Raw genomic sequence first — 18707 nt, 5'->3', positions numbered from 1 at the left:
CATCTCTCCCGTGGGTCAGTGACCCACGTTACAACGCCCTGGCATATTCCTCCACCATGTTAGCTGGTGCGGTTTGAGCGCCCCTGACGAGCCGCCCCGGCCGCGCGCCGGTCGCGTTGTCGGTGCGGCGGATGGCTTCGCCCGAGACGATGGTGGCGACGAAGCCGGTGGCTTTCTGGTCCAGCCGCCTGCCGCCTCCCGGCAGATCATAGCGTATATGAGGAGCGTGGAGGCGCAGGGTCTCAAGATCGAGGATGTTGATATCCGCCTTGTAGCCGGGCGCAATCCTGCCCCGGTCGCGCAGGCCCATCGTCTCGGCCGGACGTGAGGTGAGGGCGCGGACGGCCTGAGGGATGCTGAGCTTTGGCCCTGCGCGATCGCGGGTCCAATAGGTCAGCAGGAAGGTGGGATAGCTTGCGTCGCAGATTGCCGCATAATGGGCGCCGCCATCACCCAGCCCCATCACCGTGTCCGGATGCGTGATCAGGTCATGCACCGTGTCGAGGCTGCCATTATAAAAGTTGCCGAGCGTGTTGTAGAGCATCCCCCTGCCATCGCCGCCGTTCATCATGAGGTCGTAGGCGACCTCTTCTGGGGTGAGGTTCAGGCTGCGCGCTTGCGCTCCGACGCTGCTTTCCGCCGGAGGTTCATAGTTGGGCGGGTCGGACAGGGGGAAGATCCAGTCCCAGTTGCGGGTCATCATCGCCAGGGGATGGCCCTCATGGGGCTGTTCGGTGATAAGTTTTGCGCGAAATTCCGGGTCGCGCAGATGCATGAGTTGTTGATCGAGCGGCAGGGCGGCGATCGCCTCATAGCTTGGGCAGAGCGAGAAGGGGTGGCTGGACAGTTCAAAGCCGCAGATCATGCCGACGGGGCGGGGGAGTATTTGTGGGCTGATTTTGAGGCCCTGCGCATTGGCTTCCTCGCAGATGCGTAGCGCGTCCTGCCAGACGGGCTCACCCGTGTTGGAGGTGCCGAGCGTGAAGGTGGCTGGCCGGTTCGCTGCCTTTGCGACGGTGAGAAGGTGGGCAAGTTCGTCAGTCCAGCTGGAGAAGGGGGCGTCCAGCACCATCTGCAAGACGCCGGTGTCGGCGTCCCGCATGGCGCCCGTAATGGCTTTGAGTTCCTCGATATCGGCCTGATAGCTGGGGATATTCTCTCCGGCCTTTGTGCGATGGATGAGGAGGCGCGAGGTTGCAAAGCCGATCGCGCCCGCGTCCAAGGCTTCGCGGGTGAGGGCCTGCATCTTTTGCAGGTCGGCAGGGGTCGCGGCCTCGCGCTGCGCGCCTCGTTCGCCCATCACGAATACGCGTAAGGGGCTGTGCGGCAGAAGGGCGGCAATGTCGATGTCGCGGGGGCGGCTTTCGAGGGCGTTCAGATAGTCTGGGAAGCTTTCCCAATCCCAGCTGAGCCCTTCGGCCATGACGACGCCGGGGATGTCTTCGACACCCTCCATCAAGCGGATCAAACGGTCGTGATCAGCAGGGCGGCAAGGCGCAAAGCCCACGCCGCAATTGCCGATCACGACCGTGGTCACGCCATGGGAGGAGGAGGGGGAGAGTTCCTCCGACCAGATGGCCTGACCATCATAATGGGTATGGATATCGACGAAGCCGGGCGTGACGGTGAGGCCCGTCGCATCGATGACTTCGCGGGCTTCGCCGGTAAAGCCGCCGACGCTGACGATTTTTCCATCATGGATGGCGACATCGCCAATGAAGGGCTCGCCGCCGCTGCCGTCGACGATGGTGCCGCCACGGATCAGCAGGTCGCATGCGTTCATTCGGCTGCCCTCGCGATGGGTTCGAGGCTGGTCTTGCCGTCCGATGCCCAGAAGGCGCCTTCTTGTGACGTATCGACCTCTTCGACGCCGCGCACGCCTAGCGCTTCCCGCGCTTCGGCCAGCGGCAGGTGGAATACGGTTTCGAGCTTTTTCATGAAGAGGGCGTCGCTTTGTTGCCCCACCTTCATGCCGCGCTGGATCGCGTTGACGGCGGTCGGCCACACTTCGGGATAATGCAGCATCGTGCGTACGGTGTAGCGGAGCGATCCGAAAATCTGGATCATGTTGACCTCCGCCGCCAGATGCGGGTTGCGCATATGCTTTGGCACGTTGGTCAGGCGATACCAATAGGGCACCAGCTCACCCATGAAATTGAAGCCGCCGCCGCATAGGATATGTTCGAAGTCGTGGGTCTGGCCCGAGCGCAGATTATAATATTGGAGCTGCGTTTCCGGTTCCTTCCAGGGCGTGATCTGGATCTCATAATCTCCGGCGGTCATCTGCTGGTAGAAGATGCCGCCCAAGGAGCCGTGTTCATATTGTTGGAAATCTTCGATCTTGTAGGTGGAGATGAAGCCTTCGCTGAACCAGGCGTCCAGTTCGGGATTTACCTTTCTCTCCTGCGTGAACATGTCCTCGATCGCGTCGAAGTCGCGGAGTGAATCCAGGATCGGGAGGAACTCGTACATTTCCGCAGGCGGGGGCACGTCGGGACCGTTTCGCCGCAACAGGATCATCGCCAGCCATTCGCGCAGGCGCGGATTGTTGAGATATTTGGACGATGAGATGAGTATGCTGCTGTCCGTTTCGACGGGCATCAGGCCGCGTGCGAGATAGGGAATGTCGACCATCTTTTGTCGTTCCTTCAATCAAGTACCAATTGCTTGTTGCCTGAACCCCAGGCGCTGATCCGTTCATCCCCCACCTTGAATTGCGGCAGCAGGTCGAAGAAGCTCTTGTCCGCGACGACGATGCGCTGGAGGCGGCGGGGCGTCATGCCGGTGAGGTCGCAGCGGGCATGCTGGAGGGCGATATTGTCCCAGATGACGAGGTCGCCATTGTTCCAGTGGTGGCGATAGATGCGATCTTCGCGATAGAGTTGGGCGAACAGGGCGTTGAGCGTGGCGTCGCTTTCCGGCTGGTCCATGCCGGTGATGCGGGCGGTTTGCATGTCGCTGATATAGAGGATGGACTCGCCGGTCCGGGGGTGGGGGATGATGACCGGGCGTATCTGATGCGGCAGGTCGGTCGAACTGTCGTAGCCGACCGTACGGTGCGTTTGGATCGGGGCGATCACCGTGACTGCCTCCCGGCCTGCGACGGCGGCTTTCAGCTGGGGCGGCAGGGCGGCGGCCGCAGCCGCGCCGTTGGCGAAGTCGGTCCAGCTTTGTCCGTCATTTACGGCCACGGCATGCAGCGAGATGATCTTGAAGGGTTCTTCGGTGAAAGCCAGATCGCTGTGCCAGGTGAGCGGCCCCGATCCGAGGGCGCCATCGCTGGAGATTTCGCGATATTCACCGTGCGATCCCAGGACGCGGCCGAAATTTTCGAGCAGCCGGACCTGATCGGCCTCGCTGAGCTTCTGATTGCGGAACAGGATGAGCTTGTGGCGATCAAATAGCTCGGTCAGCCTTTGTTCGAATCCGTCGGGCAGCGGCCATTGCAGCCGAAGGCCGATTTCGACGCCGAACGGTTCGAGCGGCCGCTCCGTCCATGGCAATGCCATTTTATCGCTCTCCATCTTTCTATATGACCGAACGGTATCGAACCGTTCGGTTTTCGTCAAGAAGCATGGGTGCATCGGTGCCTGAGCCTGTTATAGCAGGTTCCAATGTGCGGGGATGCTGAATGAAAGTGGTAGCGGAGGCCGGGAGCCAACTGGCGTCGCCGCGCGTCCGGCATTTGCTGTCGTCGGCGTGCGCCCAGTTTGTCGAGCGCGGTTTTGACGCGGTGAGCATCGATTCGATCGCCCGCACCGCAGGTGTCAGCAAGGAAACAATCTACCGCTACTTCCCCGACAAGGAAGCGCTGTTCCGGGCGGCGCTGGATGCGCAGGGCGCGGAGTTCGATGCTCGCGCGGCGGCGGCGCATGAAAGTGCCGCGACAGGCGGGTCCGAACTGGCGGGACTTGCACGGGCGATTCTGGATTCGGCGCTGGATCAGGGAATGTTCGGCGCGCTCTGGGTTGCGGCTGGCGTCGCGCACAAGATGCCGGACCTGGCGTCGTCGTTGCAGAACGGGCAGGGCATGCGGCTGGAGCCGGTGCGGCTAGCGCTGGAGGATTATGCGAGGGAGAAGGGCGTTGACCGCCCGGTGCCGCTGGAACTGGCGCTGGATTTCGGATCGCTTGCGGTGGAAGGCCCGGTTGTCCTCATGGGCTTTCCTCCCGCTTCGCCAGAACATCGCGAGCGGATAGTGCAACAATCGGTGGCGCTTTTCGTTCAGGGTATCCGGCCGGGAGAGTCGAATGGCTTGCCTTCGCCGGAGCCGTTATTCGACGCCGAGCCGCCACTGCGTGAGGAGCCGCTTCCTCATATCCGGACCTTGCTCGATGTAGCAGGGCGCCATTTTCTGGATGAGGGCTTTGAAGGCGCCAACCTGAACCTTATCGGGGAAGAGGCACGGGTTGGGCGGGGTACGCTCTACCGGCATTTCGCCAGCAAGGCCGGGCTGTTTGCGGCTGCAATGCGTATAATGGCCGAAGACTGCGCGCGCGGGGCACAGTCGCCAGCGTTGCCGTCGGGTGAAGCCGATCCGGCGGCATTAAGCCGATATGTGGAAGCGGCCTTGGATAACCTGGCTTCCAGTCGCTCAATCCGGTTGCACCGCGTCGTCATCAGTCAGTCTCGCCGGGACGCTGCATTGGCGCGGGACGTCTACCTTATCCTGCGAAGGCCGTGGGTGACGGGGTTGATCCCCTGGCTGGAAAGCCTGGGCATCAAGGAGAGTGCGGACTGGCACGCGCGCCAACTATTGGTGCTTGCGATGCGTGGCAATCGTCTGCTGGCGGGCGGGCATTCCATCTCAAAGCTTGAACGGCGGCATTATGCGGAACGTGCGGCGTTGATGTTCCTGCGGGGGTTCGTGGCAGTGCTTTGAGCCTATCTCGAATCCACCGAAGCTGGTGAAGAAGGTTCCCAATTCACATCCTACGGCGTGACAGGCGTTCCCGATCGGATGAATGCCGCGGTTTCGGGCTCGCATGATTTCATCTGCTCCAGGAATCGCTGGATGCGTGGTTCCGCGACGCCAAGCCCGCGTGCGCAGAAGAGGATCGCGTCGCGCAACACGCGATCTTCCTCATAGGGTATCGCAGTCTTTTCATGGCAGCGCGCCACCAGCATCATCGTGCTGATATGTTCTATGAAAGCGCCGACATTCGTTGTCGAAAGCGCCTCTCCGGGTATTCCCCCGTCGGCCCGTGCCGCCTGCAACGCCTTTTCCAGATTGGGCAGTGTCAGGCGCAAGGCCCGGCGATAGACGAGGCGAGCGTAGCCTCCGTCGCCGGCAAGGCTGCCTAAGACCATGCGCAAGCCTTCTGCATTGAGGGCGTACATCCCGGCGGTCGCATATCTGAAGGTACGCCGCAAAATTTCGAGCAAGCCCTCTGTGCTGGCTTCGGCGTCACCGAATGATCGGAAGACCTTATTCTGGTCTGCGATCACCTCGCGCAATACGGCCCGATAAATGTGCGTCTTGGTTGGAAAATGGCGGAACAGCAGGGCTTCCGACACACCAGCGGCGCGGGCGATCTGCTGCGTCCGCGCGCCCTCTAACCCGTGGCGCGCGAAAACCGCCCTGGCCGCTGCAATGATGGAAGCGCGGCGACCGACGCTGGAAAGACGGGTGGCGGACATCGTTTGTACTATTACTCCGGGACCAGGCTGGGCGATCGGCGTCCCGCCTCGCGAAAAATGTGAGAAGGCAGTTTAAGGCGTTACGGATCGGAAACAAGGCAGATGCACGTTGACCGCTATTCCGGTGAGGCGCCTGCCGTGACTTTCCCGTCAGGCTGGTCCTGTTCGATCGTCGCGATAAATCGGCTTAGCAGCGCCTTTTGCCGCTCGATCATCTCTGGAGACAGCGGGTCAATGCCTGCCAATCCTCGAGAAAGAGGGGCGGCCCAGAAATAGCCGAACATCATGTTGAAGATGGCAACGATCTGGAGGATCAGATCCTCGGCCGGAGGCTCGACCTCGGCCGCGCGTGTGATCCGCCGTCCATAATCCATCAGCCGTTCCACCCAGGCCATGCCGATCTCGTCCCGATCCGATGGGGGCGACAGGATCGACCGGATAAGCAGCATGGACACATTGGGATGCTGTGCCAGCACATCGATCAGCTTGTCGGACAGCGTGCGAAAGGAGGCTTCTCGCGGCGACCGGCTGATGGTCGCTTCCATCTCGTCCGCCAAGGGTTGGAGCGCCCGTTGCAGAACCTGCCGGTACAGGGCGTCCTTGCTTTCGAAATGCTTGTACAGGCCGGGCTGCTGGATATTTGCCGCCGCTGCGATGTCGCGTAATGCGGTCGCCTCATAGCCCTTCTGCGCGAACAGCAGTTCCGCCGTGTCGAGCAAGCGGTCGGCGGTGCGCTGGCCCTTGCTGGTGCGTTGGACGACATGTTCGCTGATGGCGCGCTGGGCGGTGCTGGTCATGGGTTTGTTCGTAACGGGCCGACCGGGATTTGGCCATATGTCGTGGCTGATCTGGTCGGCAAGCATAGCCATTCCTATATGGTCAGGCGCCGCCGCCACCCATGTGGCACGGTGCGCATTGTCCTTGACAGTTGCGTGTGGGGGCGCATGAGCGCCTGCAAGTGCGGAACGGCGCATCCCATTGCTCAGAGGATCAGAGATGGAAGATATTTATATTGTCAGCGGCGTCAGGACGGCGATTGGCGATTTCGGCGGCTCGCTGAAGCCCTTCATGCCTTCGCAGCTCGGCAGCATTGTCGTGAAGGAAGCGCTGTCCCGTGCCGGTGTGTCGGCTTCCGACGTTGAGCATGTCGTGATGGGTCAGGTGATGCCGACCAGTGCCCGCGATGGCATGCTGTCGCGCGCCATCGCCTTGCAGGCAGGGGTTCCGTTTGAGGTTCCGGCGCTGACACTGAACAGGCTTTGCGGATCGGGCGTACAGGCGATCGTATCGGCCGCGCAGATGATGAAGCTGGGTGAAGCGTCGATCACCGTCGCGGGTGGCGCTGAATCGATGTCCAATGTGCCTTATCATGATCATGGCACGCGCTGGGGCCGGAAGATGGGCGACAATCCGGTAGAGGACGCGCTGGTCTGCGGGCTTCAGGATGCGATCGGCGGATACCATATGGGCGTGACGGCGGAAAACTGCGCCGAACGGCATGGCATCACGCGCGAACAGCAGGATGCGCTGGCGGCCGAAGGGCATCAGCGCGCGGTGCGGGCTATCGCGGAAGGCCGGTTCAAGGAGCAGATCGTGCCGGTCGAGGTCAAGACGCGCAAGGGCGTGACCATTTTCGACACGGACGAACATCCCCGCGCCGACACCAGCGCCGAGACGCTGGCCGCCATGCGTCCTGCGTTCAAGAAGGATGGGACGGTTACCGCAGGCAACGCGTCCGGCATCAATGATGGCGCGGCCGCCGTCGTCCTGGCGACGGCAAGCGAAGTGGAACGGCGCGGGCTGAAGCCGCTGGCGAAGATACTTGCCTGGGGCCATGCGGGCGTGGAACCGGAATATATGGGTGAAGGCCCGATCAAGGCGGTGCCGGTTGCCCTGAAACGGGCCGGGCTGACGCTGGATCAGATGGACGTGATCGAAGCCAACGAAGCCTTCGCGGCGCAGGCTCTTTCGGTAGCCAACGCGTTGCAGTTCGATGGGGAAAAGCTGAACCCGAACGGGTCGGGCATCGCGCTTGGTCATCCTGTCGGCGCGACCGGCGCAATCCTGACGATCAAGGCGGCTTATGAACTGAAGCGGATCGGCGGCCGCTATGCCCTTATCACCATGTGCATCGGCGGCGGTCAGGGCATCGCGCTGGTGATCGAGAATGTCGACTGACGATTGAATGTCACGCCGAACCCCCGACATTCGGGGTTCGGCGTGATTGTCGATGCCTGTAGGAGAGCGGCTCTGCTGCTCTCGACGGCCCTATCCCGAACATGATGCGTCATGTTCTATCCTTATTTCGAGAACTCAATCATTTGTCGTGCGTTTGGACGAGGCGGCGGTTTGACCACCCGCTGGCATGGAGTAGATCATGTCCGTTCTCGTCGAGTTTCCCGGAGGCGTCTGCCACGAAGTTCCCAGTCAGCTCCGGGCGATCGGTCCTCGGCAGAATGGTGCGCCTGAATTCGAACAGGTGCCGCTCAACTGCGATCCCCAGTGGAAATTTGAACGCGAAGATGGCCGCTGGGTTGCGGTGCGTCGCCAGGGGCAGTTGTTGGCACTGCGCCCCGCTACTCCTGCGTGGTGGCATTTTGTCGCACTTATGATGGAGCCTGAACGGCTCTCTACAGCTACGGGCATTGCGGATCAGGGAGTCGACGGAGGGCTTCAATCGGCGGCTTGATAGGGAAGCGTTATCGTCCTGGTCAGGGCGCTTTGCGCCGCCGGGCCTTGATGGCCTCCAGTTGACCGATGCATCCTGGTCCCGATGGATGGGATCACCCATCAATCCCGATCGGGATCACTCGATGATCCTGTCACCCACTTGTCCGGCAGTGAACTTGCGGTGGTCGGCCGGGTCGCGATAGCCTGCATCCAGCACGATCGCCGGTGAACGGGCGACACAGATGCAATGGCTTCGGCTCGAGGGAAAACAAGCCTCAAGAGGAGAGAGAGATGACGGACATGTTGATCCGTGGCGGCACGGTGGTCGATGGCACAGGCGCGCCCGGCTATGCTGCTAACGTGCGCGTGGCAGGCGGCAGGATCACCGAGATCGGCGCGGGTCTGACCGCCGTCGCCGGTGAGGAAGTGGTGGATGCCAGTGGGTGCTATGTGACGCCGGGCTTCATCGAAAGCCATACCCATTATGACGCGACGATGTGGTGGCAACCGGATCTGGACCCCTTGCCCGGCAACGGAGCGACCACGGTAATTCTGGGCAATTGCGGCTTTAGCGCAGCGCCGCTTTCGAAGGAGAAGGCCGCGCAGTTGGAGATGATCAAGATTTTCTCCTTCTTCGAGGATATTCCGTTGAAGCCCTTCCTCCAGAACGTCCCATGGGACTGGGAGAAGTGGTCGGAATATAAGGCTTCGATGGCGCGCAACATCAGCTTGCCTGCCAATTACTCTGCGTTCGTTGGTCATATTGCCCTGCGTCTCGCTGCGATGGGCGTTGAAGCATGGGATCGCGCGGCAACGGCTGAAGAGATTGCGCGCATGGCCGAACTGCTGGAGGATGCGCTGGCCGCTGGCGCTCTTGGATTGTCGGACAATCTGCACGATCATGATGGCGACGACCGCGCCATCCCCACATTGCTCGCCGATGATGCGGAGTTCGAAGCGCTATTTGCGGTTATGGAGCGTTACCCCGGCACGACTTATCAGGTCATCATCGATACCTTCATGCGCAAGACCGGACCGGAAAGCCTGGAGCGGCTTGGCCGGCTGGCGAAAGGCCGGGCTATCCGTATGCAGGTGGCGGGTGGCATTCCGACGCTGGAATTCCAGAAGGATATTCTGCCCCGGTTGCAGGACACCCTTGCGAAGCTGAAGGAAGAAGGGATCGATGTCTGGCCCGGCTATGCGCATGTCTCGCCGACCAGCACGCTGAGCCTCGTCAAGTCGCTGATCTTCGCCCAGTCCAATGACTATGTCTGGCATGAAGTCGTCCTTGCCGAAACGCATGAGGAAAAGGCACGCTTGCTTGCTGATCCCGATTGGCGGGCGCGGGCGCGGGAGAGTTGGGACACCAAGGCGTGGCCGCATTCGCCGATGAATAATCCGCAGGACCTGTATCTGCTGGATAGCGAAAATGGCATCGGCCCCGTGGGCGGTACGTTGAAGGAATTTGCGGAGTCGCGTGGCCTGCACCGTTCGGACGCAATGGCGCAGTGGATTCTTGAGAATGGCACCAAATCCACCGTGCATATGGCGCCCTTCCCGAAGGATGAGGACCTGACCATCCAGCTGATGCTGGACCCGCAGACGGTGGGGAATATCTCCGACGCGGGCGCGCATCTTCAGATGCTGTGCGGTGGCGGCGAGAATATCCTTCTCTTCACCAAATATGTGCGGGAAGGGCTGCTCACTCTGGAGCAGGCGATCCATGTAAAGACGGGCAAGCTCGCCAATTTCTTCGGCCTCCATGATACGGGCGAGATCAAGGTCGGGCGACGCGCCGACATTGCCGTCTTCAACCTGAGCGAGGTCGAATATCGCAATATGGAGAAGCGGTTCGACGTGCCCGATGGCGATGGCGGTACGACATGGCGCTTCACTCGTCCGGCTGCGCCCATGCGGCTTACGCTGGTGAATGGGGTCAAGACCTTCGACGGCAACCGCTATACCGGCGCCCGTCCGGGCGAATATCTGGTGCCCACCGCCGCGGCGAATGACGCGCTGGCTTCGTTGGAAGCCGCTGAATAAAGAAAAAGGGTGCGGGCGGTGCAGGCCGTTCGCACCCTGTCCTTGCAAATGGGAATATGAATTTGGCAAAATTCGGTGCGATCGACCAGATCGGGATATTGGTGGACGATCTCGATGCCAGCATAAATCGCTGGATCAGTCATTCGGGCGTGGGTCCATGGACCGTATTCCGCAATGTCGCGCTGGATGGCCAATATCGTGGCGAACCGACGCGCGTCACCATGCACGTCGGATTATCCTATCAGGATGGCGTGCAAATTGAGTTGATCGAGGCCACGAACGACGCCCCGTCACCCTATCGGGCTGATGATGGGTCGCGCTTGCTGGGCCTTCACCACATCGCTCGCATAGTCGATGATCTGGACGCTGCCGTTGAAATGGCGGTGGCGGGAGGCATGGAAGTGCTTTTCACGGCGCATAACCCTGCCACGCGCGTCGCCTATTTGCGCGTCCCCGGCGAGCCTGGCCAATTGTTCGAGTTTATCTGCGGCCCCGATATGCGCGGCATGTGCGAAGCGGGGATCGTGGCGGCCCGCGACTGGGACGGCAGCGATGCTGTAACGGTGATCGACTTCGCGGCAATGTAGTAGGCGGCTGCCCCTCATCAGAGGGGCAGCGCCAATCCTGATCTTACTCCGCCGCCATGGAGGGCATGCCCTGATGGCTTGGCCTTGGGTCTTCGCTGATTGCGGTGGTCCATGCCCATTCACCGGGCTTTGGCGGATTAGTGATGCCGAATTCCTCGCGAATATCTGTCACCTGCCAGTCGAGATAATCGCGATAGGGAATGAGGAAGAGGGGATGCTTCCAATTACGCCCTTGTGCTGCGCCAATGTCTTCAGCGTCCAGCTCTATCTTCACCGACTCAGGATAGAAAAGCCCGCTCTTCATCATCGTCTTGGCGCGCAGATAGGAACTGACGCGGTTGAAGAAGGATGCGAGTTCGGGCGTGAAATATTTATAAAGCGCGCGCATGTTCGCTGCCAGCAGCGCTATTTCACCGGCATGATTGGTTTCAAAACCCGTGATCATATGTTCGATGTCATGGGTATGGGTCCGTTCCTTCATGTAGAAGTCGAAATCGGTCTCTATCTCCATCCCCTGGAAGAAATGGTCCATATTATAGCCGCTATTGACCACGAAATCGTAGATCACGGCACGTAGCGTGCCCGGCTCGGCACCGGCCAGTTCCTCATTCTTGAACAGCGAGACTTTTTTGCCGTCCAACCATGTCTTGAATTCAGGAAGCCGCGCCTTTTCTTCCTCGAACAGCTGGAAGATACGGGGCCAGTTTTCCAGTTCCATCAATATCTTAACGACATCGGGAATATAGGCGGTGTTAGGCAGTTCAGCCCCATTCCGCCGCAGCATCTCCTGAGCGATCAGCGCGCGCAGTTGCGGGTGGTTGAGATAGGGCGAAGAACTGATCAAGACGGAGCTTTCGGTCGTGAAGCCCGGCCCCGATCCATTATAATATTCAAAATCCGCGCTGCTTACGCGCGCCGCAATCTCGTTTTCCATCATGTCTCTCCTCTTCATTCTGTCTTTTAGAAACTCACCCCAAGTTCGACACCATAGGTCCGCCCGCGTTCGTAGCTGGCTATCAGTTGCAGCACGGGCGATCCGAACGGATTATAATGTTCGTTGAACAGGTTTTGGCCGAACAGCGACAGAGACGCCTTTGTCCCGCCCAAGGGCATGTCCACCCAGCCGATCCTGCCATCAACCAGCCAATATGCCTTGGTGTAGGCATATCGGTTCAGGTCCGCGCTATTGCCCGCAAGGTCGAAGAAGGGCGTCGAGACCAGCGGCGCGCGGCTGCGATAACGACCGTCCACCCGTGCCGAGATATGGCCGCCCATGTTCATGTCAGGGCTGTCATATTGGACCGAGGCGCGGCCCTGCCATTTGGAGGCAAAGGTGGTGCGGGCAATGTCGGCAACTTCGACCCCGTTCAGGATGAAGCTCTTATAATCAAGGTCAGTATAGCTCAGATTGCCGCTCAATGTTAGCCCGCGCACCGGCACCAGATCCGCCTCAAGTTCAAAACCCTTGATGCTCGCCTTTCCTGCATTGTCAAAGAATTGGCGGCCATTGATGAAGTTCTGGGTCTGAAGATCCTTATAATCGCTGTAGAACAAAGCGATATTGGTCCGCAGCCGGTTGCCCCAGCTTTGCGTCTTCAGGCCGAGCTCATAGGCTGTCAACGTTTCGGGTTTATAGGGGATGCCGCTCAATATGCCGCCAGCCACATAGCCGGTGGACACTTTGCCATAAGCCGTCACCTGGTTGGTCGGCCGCCAGGTGACGATCGCCGCCCAGGTGGCCTTTTTGTAATCGACCTTGTAGTCGCCGACGCCCAACTGGCCGCCCTGCCCGCCGGATACTGCGAAGATCCGGTTTTCCCGCTTGTCGATCGTGTAGCGAATGCCGCCCGTCAAATCGATCGTATCAGTCAGATGATAGGTGAGCTGCCCATAGGCTGCGTAGCTGTCATTGATGGCGCGCGTCCGCGTCAGTCCGCTGCCGAATATGCTGTCGAGCGATGGGTTGAAGTCGGCCGCATTGACCACGCCGTCGCCGTTGATGTCGAAGGGCAGCTGCCCGACCGGCAGGCCGGGGATCACTCCGACGGTGGATGTGTCCAGCACAACGCCGTTCGCGACGGGTTGGAAAATACCCAGTATGTCGGTCGCGGGGGTATTTTCATGGAAGTAGAAAAGGCCCGCCGTCAGGTCGAATGCTTCAGAAGTGACTTGGACCTGAAATTCCTGGCTGAACTGCTTTTGGCTGGTGGATCGCGACGTCAGCAGGGAAAAGAATGAGTCATTGGGTCCCGGCGCATTGGCAGGATCCAGGATGGCTGCAACATCACCCGCCAGCAGTGCCTGGAATTGCGCGGTCGTGAAACGCAAACCTCCGGTCGCGCCAAGGTCGTAGATGTTCGGATCCTGCCGGAACTTGCGATAGGCAGTGATGCTCTTGAGCGTAATCTCATCGCTCACGGGATAGGTGAAGGTGAGGCTATGCCCTTGCGTCACTACATGTTCGGGACTGGTCGCATTGGCGACTGACGTCAGGCGATCAGTCGAAATATTGGTGATGCCGCCGAATAGCGGCTGGAAGGCGACAATCGGCGCCAACAACTGGCCTGATGCATCCGGGATGACGCCATAGCTCTGTATCGCCCGGCCGGTCGAACGCGCATCGGTATAGTCGAAGCGATAGTCGGCGGTCAGGTCGCCCAGATCCAGTCGTGCCGCGACGCCTACGCCATCGACATTGCGTTCGCCTAGCCGGTCGGCGATGCGTTGCACGCCGAATGACGGGTCGCGCTGACGCAGATCTATGGTGCGGCCGCCCAGGAGGTTGCGATAATCACCCTCAATCTCGTCATGAAGGTAGGACAGCTTGACCGACAAGGGGCCAAAGGCGGGCAGGTCGACGGATACTTTCGTCCGGAACGCGTCGTAATTGCCATAGGATACCGTACCGCGAACGCCGAACTCGCCCGTTGGAGCAGCCGTCACAAGGCTGATCGCGCCGCTTGTCGCGTTGCGGCCGAACAGCGTTCCCTGCGGGCCGCGCAGCACTTCTACACGCTGGATGTCGGACAGGTCGAAGATCGAGCCGACCGTGCGGCCGATATAGACGCCGTCCAGATAGATGCCAACCTTTGGATCGACCGCATTGTTGGACGTGCCGGACGCCACGCCGCGAATGATGATTGTGGGATTGGATTGCAGGCCCTGCGTATTGATCTGAAGGCTGGGCGCCAGGCCAGCGAGGTTGCGCACATTGGTGACGCGCAACTGGTCAAGCTGGTCCGCGCCGATGGCGGTCACGGCGACGGGCACCTTTTGCAGGCTTTCCTCGCGCCGCTGCGCCGTCACTATGATGTCGGCCAGCTGCCCCTGAACCGCAGCCTGCGTGGCCGGGTCGGCAGTCTGCGCCAGAGCCGCTGTCGTGGCGAACGATGATATGCCCGCTAACGCAACGGCAATAGATGAACGCATGGCAATCCCCTTCCTTTCGTCGGGCGATGCCATCCCTCGATACGGCCGTGCTCCGTTTAGAACTCGGTCCACCATCCGGGGCCGAACACGCGTACGCGCATCCGAAAACGGACGTTTGGCGGTGTTCCGCCATTATATTGTTCATGATGCAGCCTGATCTGCGGCGCATGGCCGCGAGCCCTTTCTGCATCCTCTCCTGACAGCTTCGGCCACCGATCAGCTCTTCGGCCGAGCTATCTTGTTTGCATGCAGCGTGTCTTGAAATGATCCCTTCGTCAAGGGCCATCCACAATCAGCGAGGTTTCAGCGGCGCCACCGGACATGCCACTGCAAGAACAGCGTGCCATTCTCCCGGAAGAGCCGAGGTGCGACGATCCGCCTGCGCGATTTCCCGCAGTTCGGCCCTGAAACGCTCGATCCTTTCCGCGACACGCGCGACGCCCACGGGCGACAGCTTGACCGTTTCCACGCCGAAGATCGTATCTGGGTCGCCATAGTTCAGATTGAAGAACAGATGCTTCATATGCTGTTCGAAATGCCTGCGCATGGGCTCGCGTTGCCACACATGGGCCGGGTCCAGCCGCGCACGTAGACGTCCTCCCGGCAGGCGATCGATCAGCGCCAACCTTTCCAGCCGTTCGACATGTTGCGCGATATGTTCGGGCGGTATGCCAAAGCCTTCCTCGGCTTCGGACACCGGCCAACCCGTGACGATGATGAAGAAAATGGTGGATAGTTCGGGGCTTGTGGTCAGCGCCTTTTCCTGCGCCAGCGTCAGCTTGTCGGATGACCGATCGCGCACGGCGGCCTCTTCGGCGATTTCGGTGAGCGTGGTGTCGGCGAGTGCGCACAGTTGCGACAAGGTGCGCAGGCCCAGCCCACGGCCATGCAGCCATCGTTTGACGGTGGCGGTGCCCACGCCAAGCTTTTTCGAGACGTCGGCCTGGGTCAGGCCCGCTGCTCGTAGCCGCCGTCGGAGCGCCGCCAGCAGCAGCTCATGTTCCATTCCGAAAGGGTCGTTGGACGGATGAGAGGGGCTCATCAGATGATCCCTTCCCACGCTGCAAGGATGATGTGGGCCGACCACGGCGCTAGATCATATTCCGCGATGTTTGATCGTGGATGGTTCCGCGATCGATATCCATCCCTCGACTCTTCGGCTGCACGGCTTTCGTGCAGCCGAAGCTTCTTGTCTTCTCCAGTCATGGCCTCTCCAGCTTATTCTTTTGGGAAGGGTAAGTAACTCGACGCCGCTGACAAGGTCCAACTGATCCTCATCACCACTAGAGTATTTTCCTATCGCATTCGCGCATGCTTGTGCATAGTTTTGCTCTTGGAGCAGCATGGGGGGTGAATGGAATGAGCCAGTTTCTCGATTATCTTCAGGCGCGGGCGGACGAGGAAGACGTGTCGGACTGGTTCCTGGTCAGTCAGGAGATGATCGACCAGTTCGCCGAAGCGACCAAGGATCATCAATATATCCATGTCGATCCGGAGCGCGCGAAGCAGTCACCCTTCGGCGGGACGATTGCTCATGGTTTCCTGACGCTTTCACTCCTGCCGCATCTATGCGCCGATGCGCGAGGCGACATCGTTCCCGACGGCGCCACGGAGATCAATTATGGCAGCAACAAGCTGCGTTTTCTGGCGCCCGTACGATCCGGCAAACGTGTGCGCGGAAGGTTCAAGCCGCTGGAGATCGTCGAAAAGCGGCCGGGGCAGATTCAGCTGACCACCGAAGCAACGGTAGAGATAGAAGGCGAGAGCAAGCCCGCGCTCATCTGCGAATGGATAACCCAGTTCCAGCTTTGATCCGGCAATCGTCGGCGTAAGCGGATTGGGCTATCCATTTAGGCGGCGGTGTTGGTCGCGTGCAGGCCGAAGGCCATGCGCGCGGCGTTGATGGTGTATTCATACTCCTCGCCGCCCGGTACGAGGTCGTGCCAGTTCTTGTGCGTGATCGCCGCGAAACTGTCCTGCCATATTTTGCAGGCAATCAGTTGTATTTCTGTTTCCTTGGGGGCGCGCTGTGCTTCCAGGCAGTCACGCAATATCGCGTGAAAAACGGCGCCCCTTAATGGTGCGTGCTTCATTGGCATCCTCTCCAGGCTACTGATTCTTTGTCCAGATTGCCGAGGGGGAAAATTGCATAGCGGCGAAAAGAGGTCAACTACGTCTCAAAATTTCCACGGGTATTTAACATGTATTCTATTGTAGTTTGACCGTTGCCCTATCCACTTTTACTTTATGAACATCGCCGTTCATTATGTAAGCCATTGATTGGGAAGGCCGCAGGGTCTTTGTAGATGCGGCCTTCCCCAGCATTAGAAGCTGAACTTGATGCCGCCTCTCACCGTTCGCGGTTCGACCACGCGGCTTAGCCTCCCTTCGACAGGCTCCGCATCTGCGGCGGGAAGGTAGGACTCGTAATAATAAGCGATGTCCTTGTCCCCGCTGCCAAGGATGTTGAGCAGTTCGGCATAGACTTGCACCCGCTTCCCCTTCCAGGCGGCGCGCGCGTTGACGACCGTGCTACCGGAATCGCGCACGCTATTGTCCTCGATCAGCGGCGAGGGGCCAAGGTGACGGACGCGGATGCTGGCTTCCCATGGGTCAAGCACGATGGCTGCGCCAGCGGACGCGGCGTTTTTGAAGGCGTTAGGGATATGGTCGCCATTGGTATAGCGGCTGTGGCTGGCGGTGTAATTGCCGTCGAAGGCGAGCCAGGGGAGCGGGCGCCAGAAGGCGACAAGCTCATAGCCGTGGCGGCGGCTGGCTCCGCTGGGTTCGACCGCGTTGGAGTCGCCGATGAAGCGCAACTCGCTCCCGACGTTCAGCCACCAATAGGTTGCGGTGAAGGTGAAGCCGGGTAGTTGCAGGCGGCCGCCCAATTCCTTGCCCGTGCCGCGCACGAGCATCGGGACAGGCGTGTCGACATTGACCGCGCCGCGCGCATCGTTGGAATGAAAGCCCCGGCCCCAATTGGCATAAAGTTCGACATGCGGCGTGATTGCCCAGGCCGCAGATGCCTTGGGAGAGACGAGCGTGTCCGATCCGCTGCCTTCGCCCAGCGCAGCGGCGACGGCGTCGCGGGCGCGGACGTCGTAATGATAATAGTCGCCGCGCAGGCCGCCAGTGACTCGCAAGCCCGGCAGCGGCGTGACGGTGGCTTCGCCATAGAGCGCGGCTGAACCCTGCTTTACGCGATAGCGGCCGAGCGAGGATAGGGAGGTGCGGTTCGACGTGCGATTGACGCCGACATTGCCGATCGCGTCATAGCGATTTTCCGTGCCGAGCTTCAGTTGCAGAGCGGAGGCGATGTCCCAGCGCTTTTCGCCGGTGAAGCCCAGTACCCAGCGTCGATCGAACTGCTCGATTTGCGCGCTGGTGCCGTCGGGATCGGTGTAGGTGGGGTTGGAGAACATCGTCCAGTCATAGAATTGCGCGTAGAGATTGGCGCGCCATGTCGGCTGGAGGGTAGCGATATTGCCGATGATGCGCGTCGTTTCGCCGCGCGCGGACGGATCGGGCGAACAGAAGACATCGGGGCAGAGCGGCGTGCCGATGATCCGTTCGGGTATCTGCTCGGTCGGGCGCCATGTCGCGCGATAGGCGTGGAGCGTGGCGTCGATCTTACCGGCCCCGGCGGGAAGCGTATATTTGGCGAAACCTGCATAGTGGCGCAGATGTTCGGCCTCCTGCCACGGGCCGTCATAAGCCTTGGCCTGGGCGACGAGGGTGAGATTGCCTGCGCCTGCCTTTACCGTGCCGCCCACCGCCAGTCTGCGCCAGCCGAAGGAGCCGCCCTCCGCCGCGCCCCATGGACGGTCATAGCCATCGATCGTGGTCATATAGGCCGCGCCCGCGAGTGCGAAGTCGCCGCCATCGGCGCGATAGGGGCCTTTGCGAAAATCCTCTCTCGCGATGATTTCGGGGATGAGGCCGTTCAAGTCGAGATAGCCTTGGCCATGGCCGTGGCTGCGGAAGTTCATCTGAACGCCGTCGATATAGGTGGTGAAGTCCGACCCATGGTCGAGATTGAAGCCGCGCAGGAAATACTGATTGGCCTTGCCGCTGCCCGAATGTTGGGCCGCGACCATGCCGGGCACCGCTTCGAGCAGTTCGGCGACGCGCAGCAGCGGGCGGACGAGAAGGTCCGCGCCGCCGACGCTGCCCTCGCTTGCCGCATGAGCGGTGCCGATCTTGTCCTCTCCCCGGCCGAAGACGACGATGGTGTTCGCATCCTCGCCCGCGTCATTCGCATCGGCAGCGAAGGCGGGGAATGGGAGGAGCGTGGCGGTCAGCGCGCAGGCAGCGCGGTGGAGTTGATTGGGTAGT

16 protein-coding genes are annotated in these 18707 nt (G+C 60.6%); 6 read left to right on the top strand and 10 right to left on the bottom strand.

All coding sequences use genetic code 11. The features are described from left to right. Positions 1-28: 28 nt before the first annotated feature. From ACZ5ZH_RS17005 to ACZ5ZH_RS16995, 3 genes are read right to left on the bottom strand one after another with little or no spacing between them, the layout of a single operon-like run. Complete coding sequence (locus tag ACZ5ZH_RS17005; protein WP_464773123.1) at positions 29-1783, bottom strand: N-acyl-D-amino-acid deacylase family protein; 1755 nt, start codon at positions 1781-1783, stop codon at positions 29-31. Next, positions 1780-2634 (bottom strand): hypothetical protein, encoded by an 855-nt coding sequence (locus ACZ5ZH_RS17000; RefSeq protein ID WP_464773122.1) that lies wholly within the window; start codon positions 2632-2634, stop codon positions 1780-1782. The genes ACZ5ZH_RS17005 and ACZ5ZH_RS17000 overlap by 4 nt, the downstream gene beginning before the upstream one ends. 14 nt (positions 2635-2648) lie before the next feature. Then, positions 2649-3509, bottom strand: a complete 861-nt coding sequence (locus tag ACZ5ZH_RS16995; RefSeq protein ID WP_464773121.1) for a TauD/TfdA dioxygenase family protein — start codon at positions 3507-3509, stop codon at positions 2649-2651. 122 nt (positions 3510-3631) lie between these two features. Between ACZ5ZH_RS16995 and ACZ5ZH_RS16990 the strand changes: the two genes are divergently transcribed. Further along, entirely contained in the window at positions 3632-4882 is a 1251-nt protein-coding gene (locus ACZ5ZH_RS16990) for a TetR/AcrR family transcriptional regulator (RefSeq protein ID WP_464773120.1), read from the top strand. 50 nt (positions 4883-4932) lie between these two features. Here ACZ5ZH_RS16990 and ACZ5ZH_RS16985 read toward each other — a convergent pair whose 3' ends face one another. After that, on the bottom strand, positions 4933-5640 hold the full coding sequence (locus ACZ5ZH_RS16985; RefSeq protein ID WP_464773119.1) for a TetR/AcrR family transcriptional regulator: 708 nt from the start codon (positions 5638-5640) through the stop codon (positions 4933-4935). Between the two features lie 116 nt (positions 5641-5756). Further along, positions 5757-6437, bottom strand: a complete 681-nt coding sequence (locus ACZ5ZH_RS16980; RefSeq protein WP_464773118.1) for a TetR/AcrR family transcriptional regulator — start codon at positions 6435-6437, stop codon at positions 5757-5759. A 199-nt stretch (positions 6438-6636) separates the two neighbouring features. On the opposite strand from ACZ5ZH_RS16980, the gene bktB reads away from it, so the two are divergent. From bktB to ACZ5ZH_RS16960, 4 genes are all read left to right on the top strand, one after another. Then, on the top strand, positions 6637-7818 hold the full coding sequence (bktB, locus tag ACZ5ZH_RS16975; RefSeq protein ID WP_464773117.1) for a beta-ketothiolase BktB: 1182 nt from the start codon (positions 6637-6639) through the stop codon (positions 7816-7818). Positions 7819-8017: 199 nt separating this feature from the next. Continuing rightward, positions 8018-8329 (top strand): hypothetical protein, encoded by a 312-nt coding sequence (locus tag ACZ5ZH_RS16970; protein WP_464773116.1) that lies wholly within the window; start codon positions 8018-8020, stop codon positions 8327-8329. Between the two features lie 272 nt (positions 8330-8601). Beyond that, positions 8602-10353, top strand: coding sequence for an N-acyl-D-amino-acid deacylase family protein (locus tag ACZ5ZH_RS16965; RefSeq protein WP_464773115.1), 1752 nt, complete (start codon positions 8602-8604; stop codon positions 10351-10353). Positions 10354-10409: 56 nt separating this feature from the next. Continuing rightward, positions 10410-10940 carry a VOC family protein gene (locus ACZ5ZH_RS16960; protein WP_464773114.1) on the top strand — a complete coding sequence of 177 codons (531 nt, stop codon included), beginning with the start codon at positions 10410-10412 and terminating at the stop codon, positions 10938-10940. A gap of 43 nt (positions 10941-10983) precedes the next feature. Here ACZ5ZH_RS16960 and ACZ5ZH_RS16955 read toward each other — a convergent pair whose 3' ends face one another. The 3 genes from ACZ5ZH_RS16955 to ACZ5ZH_RS16945 form a co-directional block, all read right to left on the bottom strand. Further along, positions 10984-11877, bottom strand: coding sequence for a hypothetical protein (locus tag ACZ5ZH_RS16955; RefSeq protein ID WP_449469791.1), 894 nt, complete (start codon positions 11875-11877; stop codon positions 10984-10986). Between the two features lie 23 nt (positions 11878-11900). Next, positions 11901-14369: a TonB-dependent receptor gene (locus ACZ5ZH_RS16950; RefSeq protein WP_464773113.1), complete on the bottom strand. Its 2469-nt coding sequence runs from the start codon at positions 14367-14369 to the stop codon at positions 11901-11903. A gap of 292 nt (positions 14370-14661) precedes the next feature. Beyond that, positions 14662-15411 carry a helix-turn-helix domain-containing protein gene (locus ACZ5ZH_RS16945; RefSeq protein ID WP_449469795.1) on the bottom strand — a complete coding sequence of 250 codons (750 nt, stop codon included), beginning with the start codon at positions 15409-15411 and terminating at the stop codon, positions 14662-14664. Positions 15412-15728: 317 nt separating this feature from the next. On the opposite strand from ACZ5ZH_RS16945, the gene ACZ5ZH_RS16940 reads away from it, so the two are divergent. Further along, on the top strand, positions 15729-16181 hold the full coding sequence (locus ACZ5ZH_RS16940; protein ID WP_449469797.1) for a MaoC family dehydratase: 453 nt from the start codon (positions 15729-15731) through the stop codon (positions 16179-16181). Positions 16182-16219: 38 nt separating this feature from the next. Here the strand turns inward: ACZ5ZH_RS16940 and ACZ5ZH_RS16935 are convergent, their stop codons facing one another. Both ACZ5ZH_RS16935 and ACZ5ZH_RS16930 read right to left on the bottom strand, forming a co-directional pair. Beyond that, entirely contained in the window at positions 16220-16462 is a 243-nt protein-coding gene (locus ACZ5ZH_RS16935; protein ID WP_449469799.1) for a hypothetical protein, read from the bottom strand. 231 nt (positions 16463-16693) lie between these two features. After that, the gene (locus ACZ5ZH_RS16930) at positions 16694-18673 is read right to left on the bottom strand and encodes a TonB-dependent receptor (RefSeq protein WP_464773276.1); all 1980 of its coding nucleotides are present in this window, start codon (positions 18671-18673) and stop codon (positions 16694-16696) included. Positions 18674-18707 lie beyond the last annotated feature (34 nt).

It is taken from the genome of Sphingobium sp. TomMM7A (assembly GCF_055397305.1).
The sequence above is the reverse complement of the archived record's forward strand: the minus strand, read 5'-3'. Positions and strand labels throughout refer to the sequence as shown.

Bases quoted from the DNA above. Each gene is read 5' to 3' on its own strand.
- ACZ5ZH_RS17000 (WP_464773122.1), bottom strand. From the start codon at position 2,634: ATGGTCGACATTCCCTATCTCGCACGCGGCCTGATGCCCGTCGAAACG.
- ACZ5ZH_RS16945 (WP_449469795.1), bottom strand. From the start codon at position 15,411: ATGAGCCCCTCTCATCCGTCCAACGACCCTTTCGGAATGGAACATGAG.
- ACZ5ZH_RS16955 (WP_449469791.1), bottom strand. From the start codon at position 11,877: ATGATGGAAAACGAGATTGCGGCGCGCGTAAGCAGCGCGGATTTTGAA.
- ACZ5ZH_RS16965 (WP_464773115.1), top strand. From the start codon at position 8,602: ATGACGGACATGTTGATCCGTGGCGGCACGGTGGTCGATGGCACAGGC.
- ACZ5ZH_RS17005 (WP_464773123.1), bottom strand. From the start codon at position 1,783: ATGAACGCATGCGACCTGCTGATCCGTGGCGGCACCATCGTCGACGGC.
- ACZ5ZH_RS16960 (WP_464773114.1), top strand. From the start codon at position 10,410: ATGAATTTGGCAAAATTCGGTGCGATCGACCAGATCGGGATATTGGTG.
- ACZ5ZH_RS16985 (WP_464773119.1), bottom strand. From the start codon at position 5,640: ATGTCCGCCACCCGTCTTTCCAGCGTCGGTCGCCGCGCTTCCATCATT.
- ACZ5ZH_RS16980 (WP_464773118.1), bottom strand. From the start codon at position 6,437: ATGACCAGCACCGCCCAGCGCGCCATCAGCGAACATGTCGTCCAACGC.
- ACZ5ZH_RS16970 (WP_464773116.1), top strand. From the start codon at position 8,018: ATGTCCGTTCTCGTCGAGTTTCCCGGAGGCGTCTGCCACGAAGTTCCC.
- bktB (WP_464773117.1), top strand. From the start codon at position 6,637: ATGGAAGATATTTATATTGTCAGCGGCGTCAGGACGGCGATTGGCGAT.
- ACZ5ZH_RS16940 (WP_449469797.1), top strand. From the start codon at position 15,729: ATGAGCCAGTTTCTCGATTATCTTCAGGCGCGGGCGGACGAGGAAGAC.
- ACZ5ZH_RS16950 (WP_464773113.1), bottom strand. From the start codon at position 14,369: ATGCGTTCATCTATTGCCGTTGCGTTAGCGGGCATATCATCGTTCGCC.
- ACZ5ZH_RS16995 (WP_464773121.1), bottom strand. From the start codon at position 3,509: ATGGCATTGCCATGGACGGAGCGGCCGCTCGAACCGTTCGGCGTCGAA.
- ACZ5ZH_RS16935 (WP_449469799.1), bottom strand. From the start codon at position 16,462: ATGAAGCACGCACCATTAAGGGGCGCCGTTTTTCACGCGATATTGCGT.
- ACZ5ZH_RS16990 (WP_464773120.1), top strand. From the start codon at position 3,632: ATGAAAGTGGTAGCGGAGGCCGGGAGCCAACTGGCGTCGCCGCGCGTC.